The following is a 5,932-nucleotide window of genomic DNA, read 5'->3' on the forward strand; positions in this document are numbered from 1 at the left end:
CCTTCATGACCTGTGGACCCTTAATTAACAGCTCACCCGGAGACCCAATGGGCATCTCTGTAATGCCATCATCTATTGAAACGATCTTTTCATATGTGTCTGGAACAGGCATGCCAACGGAACCAATCCTTCTATGTGTTATATCATTATCTGATACAATCGGATTGATGTTTGCAACAGGTGATGTTTCACTCAGGCCATAGCCCTCAACAACAACCGCACCGGTAATTTTTTCAAAATCCTTCTGGAGTTCAACCGGCAGTGGCATGGCCCCTGAAATGCATACCCTGATGTCCCGTAGATTATATTTTGATACGTCCTTATAATTCATAATTGAATGGTATAAGGTTGGTATTCCAGGAAAGGCTGTTGGTTTAGATTTATTTATTATTTTAAGTGTCATTTTTATATCCCTGGGATCGGGGATCAAAATTATTTTTGAACCTGAGAGCAGTGGAGATAGCATTGCAGTCATCATGCCGTATACATGGAAAAATGGTATTGAGGACAAAAAAGATATATTGTATTTAAACTCATCTGGAAGCCATTCCCTGATCTGGTATGCATTTGCTATTAAATTATAATGTGTTAGCACCGCAGCCTTGGGAACTCCTGTGGTTCCTCCAGTGTACTGGAACAGGGCCGGATCATTCTCTGGATCTATATTATTTAGCGGCGTTTCCCTAGAATTTAAATTTTTATTCCGTTTCAATCTTATGATATTTTCGTTAAAATTTACTCTGGTTAAATTCCTCCTCGATAATTTATATATCCAGGAAATAATTGGTGGCAGGTAATCACCAATGCCTGCAAAGAATATCCTCTTTATTTTCTTTGGATAAAATTTAAGTATTTTCCCGGAGAATTCATCAAGTGTTATTATAGTATCACTTTCTGAATCCTGAAGTTCATCAATGATTTCGCGTTCAGTATAAAGTGGGTTTAACTGAACAATGATTGCACCAAGGCTCATCAATGCAAAGAATACAATGACATACTGGGGTACATTGGGAAGCATTACGGCAACCCTATCACCCTTCTTTATGCCATGGGAATTTAAAAGATCCGCTGTATTATTTATCTCATTTTTTAAATCTTCATATGTGATTGACGTGCCCATAAATTCAACTGCTGCATTTTTTGAATATTTTTTTTCAGATTCTATAAATGCGCTGTATATATTTATAACAGGTATTTCAATGGTCCTTCTGACCCATGGTGGATAATTTTTTGATAGAACATCATCCTGTGCCCTGTAATTAAAGGTATCCAACAATGCCACCCCCGATCTTTTTAATGAATTTTATAAATAAATTTTTATTATACATATTTTAAACAATCAATAAAATTTATTTAATCATTTCAGGCAGGAAATTAATGATTTATTGCATTTTTTTAAGTGCAAGTGATAGGCTGCCGCAGTCCGGGTCAATAACATAAAATTTTAATCCTGCCATTTTAAATGCATTTTCAACCTCGTTTATACTGCAATAGAACAGATGAGATTTATTTCCTGTATCTGTTGAACCAAAATTTTTTATGTAATCTGATTTTATATAATTGCATATTTCACTTTCCTTTTGATGATTTTCGGTTCTGGCCGCAACAATAATTCTCACATCGAAATTTAGGTAATCAATATGCCAGTGCTTCTTCTTATTTTTATTTAAATGCCTGCAAACACGCTGATACAATCCATTAATGGCACTGCCCACATAAAAATAATTTCCTGATATATGGTATTCACCTATTGCACCAATTCTGTAATTTCCGGGAATTACATTTATGCCAAGGGCATAAACTCCGGGTATTTTCTGCATGATTTTAGATTAATAATCGCAATAAAAATATGACGTTTTATAATTCATATTTATGATATAAAATCCTTAATATGAAAAAAATAAATATTATTTTTTAATATACATTCAATGGAAGACGATGAGGAGGAAAGGCTCCATCAAAAGAAATTAAATGAGCTTTTGAACTCTCTTAATCAAAAGGATAAAATTGTCGAGCTTAATAAAGATAATTTCCAGGAATTTATAAAAACCCATGAAATTTCAGTTATTGATTTCTGGGCCCCTTGGTGTGCACCATGCCATATTTTATCACCACTTGTTGAGGACCTTTCAAAAAAATATCCCGGAATATCAGTTGCAAAGGTAAATGGTGATGAAAATATGGAATTATTATACCAGTACAGTGTTACTGGCCTTCCAACCGTTTTATTTTTTAAGAATGGAAGTCTTGTGGAAAGGTCTGTTGGTGTTGTACCTTTTAATGTTCTGGAGGGTAAATTAAAATGGTTAATGCAAAATCACTAATGCTTGGGATTACAGGATTTAGTTACGGCTATTTTATGAGATGCCAGATTCCAAATATAGTGAATCTGTTTAATACCTCTGGCAGGGGGGTTGTATTTAACAGCCTTGACCAGGGCATAGAAAACTCATGGAAGAAGATAATGAGATACAATAATGGCAATTATGATTTTCCTGAGGGATTGAAAAAACTTAATCCGGTTCTAATTAACATACCTGTAAAAAATCCAACAGATGGGGATTACTCATCCAATTATTTAAATTCGGATTTTAATGAGGAAATAAATGGTGTATTTAAGGAAATTAATAACCACATTGACTGTGGCCCGGTAATAGCAGCAATAAACAGCCTTAATAATTACCTTGATGCCGGGGAAAGGTGCGATGTTTATTCATTAATAGATAAAAGCATAGGTGAAATTATAAGAAAATTTGATGAGTTTATCATATTTTCCCCATATGGGGATTTAAAAGCTGATAAAACCTACGAACCATATGGTGTATATATTTCAAGCAGGTCAAGGCCGAATCCGCACGAAACAATTGGAATAGGCAATATAATTGATATTTTCACAAATATACTGTATTTATAATTAAACATTTTTTAAGGCATTTTGCATGGGATTAAAAAATTTGTAATTAAAATTTAAAGCCGTCCATTAGTTTTTTTGCCTCAACTTCCAGTGATCTGGCATCATTATCACTTAAAGGCATTATTGGTTCCCTTGGCTGCCCAACATCATTGCCTGTAATAATCTTAACAAGATTGTATGTTGCCGACCAGGGGCCATATTTCCTTGCAAGGGCTGCGAGGCTGTTTACTGCCAGCTGGGCCTTTCTTCCGGTTTCATTTGAATAGTTTTCGGCTATTATATTAAGGTACCTATATGCATAGTTGCCTGCTCCGGATACATATCCATCCAGGTTTTCCCTGTACGCTGAAAGAACATATTCATCTGGCCCTGTGTAAACCCTGATATCATCTATATTATCCTTAACTGATAATATTTCATGCATGTCATATGTTGTTTCCTTAATTCCTATTATATTTCCACCGGCCTTCCTGATATCTTTTATAATATCATATGTTATATCATACCCAGTTGTCCCTGGATAATTATAAATTATTGTTGGATAAATGTTTGATATTTTAAGGAAATAATTAACAAGCCATTCACGTTTAAATCCCGTAAAATAGTAGGGTGGCAGGGCAGCAACCGCATGAATTTTATTGCTTTTTGCATATCTGGCAAGATCAAGTGAATCCTCTAAATTAATGGAACCGCACTGGAGTATAATATTATCCGGTGTGTACAAAAATGCATCCACAAGTTTTTTTCTTTCATCAGGCGTCACTGATGGGCCCAGCCCGGTGCTGCCAGCCATAAATAGAAAATCCATTTTATTTTTTAAAAGATTCTCACCATGCTTTATAAACAGTTCGGTATCTATTTTATTATTCACAAATGGTGTAACTATTGGTATAATACTATCCTTTTTGGACATATTAAATAAAATGGGTCATTAATATATAAGTATTTGCAATAAAAGAATATTTTTTTAAAAATAATTTATTTTTAACCTATTTAATAACCTCAGATATTTCCTGTTTGAGACTCATATAATTGCCCTTATATAATATGCCGTATTTTTCAGCCTTGATTATTGCCTCCATCATGCTAATATGGGAAGCCATGTTTTTTCCTGCTATATCGAATGCAGTTCCGTGGTCAACCGAAGTTCTTAAAAATGGCAGCCCAGGATTCATGCTAACTGTATGATCAAAGTCATATGTTTTTGCGGCTATATGCCCCTGGTCATGGTATAATGATAAAACAGCATCATAATTTCCCAGTGACGCATAATGAAAAACGGAATCAGCCGGTACCGGGCCATAAACATTAATTTTTCCCATAAATTCCTCAATGGCAGGCCTAATTTCATTTATTTCCTCACTGCCAAACATGCCTAATTCCCCTGCATGTGGATTCAATGCCGCCACGGCTATTTTTGGATTGTTAAAGCCTAAAAGCCTCATCGAATAATATGTCTCAATAATGGCCCTTTTAACATTGTCCTTTTTAACATATTTAACAGCCTCCATTAGTGACATATGCTTTGATAAAAAGGTTATTCTAAGGTTTTTTACCTCAAAAAGTGTGGAGACAAAATTTGACCCGGTTAAATCCATTAACATTGATGTATGATCAATATATTTTGAACCTGCAAGTTTTATTGCCTCCTTATTTATTGGTGCTGTGGCAATTGCATCGACCTTATTTTTTAAAGCGTATTTGACGGCCTCCTCAATGCTTTTCACTGCAATTTCACCTGAATATGCATTTACCCTTCCGGTTTCTATCCTCTGCCCATTCCCAACATTTACAAATTCAAAATCAGATTTTATTTTAGAATTTATGCCACATATTTTTAAGATATCCTCAAAATTATCCCTATCACCGAATAAAATGAAATGATTTTTATCATCATTCATTGATGCAAGAGATTTTGCAACTATTTCAGGCCCTATTCCGGATGGGTCACCAAGGGTTATGCCAATATTTACCATAAATTGTTATTTTTAAATACTATTTATATTTAGTTAATACAATAATTATAATAAAATAACCTAATTATAAAGTTTTTTAAAATAATCAATTATTTTAAAATAAATATCTGGGCCACCAATGCCACCCCCCTTTAAAATTACATATTTTGAATCCAGATCTCCACCGTTTATTATTCCGCATGAAACGAGTGGCATGAAACATTGCATATTCTTTATGAATTTAAATTCCGAGGAATTAAGCAATGAAAACGCAGTTTCACCACCACTTATAATTATTAGATCATATTTTTTTAATTTATTTATAAAGTCCTTGCTATTTATGTTCCTCCAGTTATTGGTTCCAAAATAATAAATGTCAGTCTCACCGGTTTCATCAGATATATTATGGATCTTAAGTCCATTCAATAGCATATGATGGATCTGCATCAACGTTTCGTATGTGTTTGTGCCGATAACTATTGCAGTTTTATTAATCAGGTTATGGTTTTTGTTATTCATGTTTAACAACTCCTTTAGAAATTATTATTTCTTTCATGCTTAAACTTCCTGGATACAACCCAATGCCCTAGAGCGCATCAAATGCTTCAGGGATTGCTTTTTTATAATATTATATGATGCATGTAAATCTGCATGTATTAATATACCATTTGATGATCTAAAGATTTCTCTTTTGATTCTCTTACCCAAATACATTTCATGCTTTTCCATAGTTTCTTTATCAATAAATGAGCATTTGGATGTATATGATTCATCATGGATAATTAGATTTATTTTATATTCTCTGGCCTTGTAATAAATCTGATTTATCAGCATATTAAAAGTTAATTGAACAAAGTTCTGATTATTATTTTTTCCTTTTATATCATTATTAAGAATCCTGTAAACATTCCCATCATTGTCATTATATTTATTATTTGGTATTACAACATATCCTATTTTTCCATCCATTGCATATGCATTCAATGTTTTTCCTGATATTCTTAAAAGGTTCTTTAGTTCATTTGCCTTCATGGTTAATATTATAATATAACATTAATATATA

At 33.3% G+C, this 5,932-nt stretch carries 8 protein-coding genes; 2 read left to right on the forward strand and 6 right to left on the reverse strand.

The annotated features are described in order from the left end of the window. Positions 1-1,273, reverse strand: a 1,273-nt coding sequence (locus AOG54_RS09425; RefSeq protein ID WP_236692490.1) for an AMP-binding protein, incomplete at its 3' end; no start/stop codon positions are given. 109 nt (positions 1,274-1,382) lie between these two features. Continuing rightward, positions 1,383-1,820 (reverse strand): GIY-YIG nuclease family protein, encoded by a 438-nt coding sequence (locus tag AOG54_RS09430; RefSeq protein ID WP_048102449.1) that lies wholly within the window; start codon positions 1,818-1,820, stop codon positions 1,383-1,385. 108 nt (positions 1,821-1,928) lie between these two features. Between AOG54_RS09430 and AOG54_RS09435 the strand changes: the two genes are divergently transcribed. Both AOG54_RS09435 and AOG54_RS09440 read left to right on the forward strand, forming a co-directional pair. Further along, complete coding sequence (locus AOG54_RS09435) at positions 1,929-2,324, forward strand: thioredoxin family protein (RefSeq protein ID WP_048102450.1); 396 nt, start codon at positions 1,929-1,931, stop codon at positions 2,322-2,324. Further along, on the forward strand, positions 2,303-2,914 hold the full coding sequence (locus AOG54_RS09440; protein ID WP_048102451.1) for a hypothetical protein: 612 nt from the start codon (positions 2,303-2,305) through the stop codon (positions 2,912-2,914). The genes AOG54_RS09435 and AOG54_RS09440 overlap by 22 nt, the downstream gene beginning before the upstream one ends. A 46-nt stretch (positions 2,915-2,960) precedes the next feature. On the opposite strand, the gene AOG54_RS09445 is transcribed toward AOG54_RS09440, so the two are convergent. The 4 genes from AOG54_RS09445 to AOG54_RS09460 all read right to left on the reverse strand — a co-directional run bounded on the left by AOG54_RS09445 (position 2,961) and on the right by AOG54_RS09460 (position 5,901). Then, positions 2,961-3,827, reverse strand: coding sequence for a dihydrodipicolinate synthase family protein (locus AOG54_RS09445; protein ID WP_055032660.1), 867 nt, complete (start codon positions 3,825-3,827; stop codon positions 2,961-2,963). Between the two features lie 76 nt (positions 3,828-3,903). After that, the gene (locus AOG54_RS09450) at positions 3,904-4,890 is read right to left on the reverse strand and encodes a 4-hydroxythreonine-4-phosphate dehydrogenase PdxA (RefSeq protein WP_055032661.1); all 987 of its coding nucleotides are present in this window, start codon (positions 4,888-4,890) and stop codon (positions 3,904-3,906) included. Between the two features lie 60 nt (positions 4,891-4,950). Then, positions 4,951-5,388 (reverse strand): hypothetical protein, encoded by a 438-nt coding sequence (locus AOG54_RS09455; protein ID WP_055032662.1) that lies wholly within the window; start codon positions 5,386-5,388, stop codon positions 4,951-4,953. Positions 5,389-5,427: 39 nt separating this feature from the next. Further along, positions 5,428-5,901: a zinc ribbon domain-containing protein gene (locus AOG54_RS09460; protein WP_055032663.1), complete on the reverse strand. Its 474-nt coding sequence runs from the start codon at positions 5,899-5,901 to the stop codon at positions 5,428-5,430. Between the last annotated feature and the right edge of the window lie 31 nt (positions 5,902-5,932).

Origin of the sequence: Acidiplasma aeolicum (assembly GCF_001402945.1) — an archaeon.
Taxonomy (GTDB): Archaea; Thermoplasmatota; Thermoplasmata; order Thermoplasmatales; family Thermoplasmataceae; genus Acidiplasma; species Acidiplasma aeolicum.

Excerpts from the sequence above, each read along its gene's own strand:
- AOG54_RS09435 (WP_048102450.1), top strand. The coding sequence starts at position 1,929 with ATGGAAGACGATGAGGAGGAAAGGCTCCATCAAAAGAAATTAAATGAG.
- AOG54_RS09440 (WP_048102451.1), top strand. The coding sequence starts at position 2,303 with ATGGTTAATGCAAAATCACTAATGCTTGGGATTACAGGATTTAGTTAC.
- AOG54_RS09450 (WP_055032661.1), bottom strand. The coding sequence starts at position 4,890 with ATGGTAAATATTGGCATAACCCTTGGTGACCCATCCGGAATAGGGCCT.
- AOG54_RS09445 (WP_055032660.1), bottom strand. The coding sequence starts at position 3,827 with ATGTCCAAAAAGGATAGTATTATACCAATAGTTACACCATTTGTGAAT.
- AOG54_RS09460 (WP_055032663.1), bottom strand. The coding sequence starts at position 5,901 with ATGAAGGCAAATGAACTAAAGAACCTTTTAAGAATATCAGGAAAAACA.
- AOG54_RS09455 (WP_055032662.1), bottom strand. The coding sequence starts at position 5,388 with ATGAATAACAAAAACCATAACCTGATTAATAAAACTGCAATAGTTATC.
- AOG54_RS09430 (WP_048102449.1), bottom strand. The coding sequence starts at position 1,820 with ATGCAGAAAATACCCGGAGTTTATGCCCTTGGCATAAATGTAATTCCC.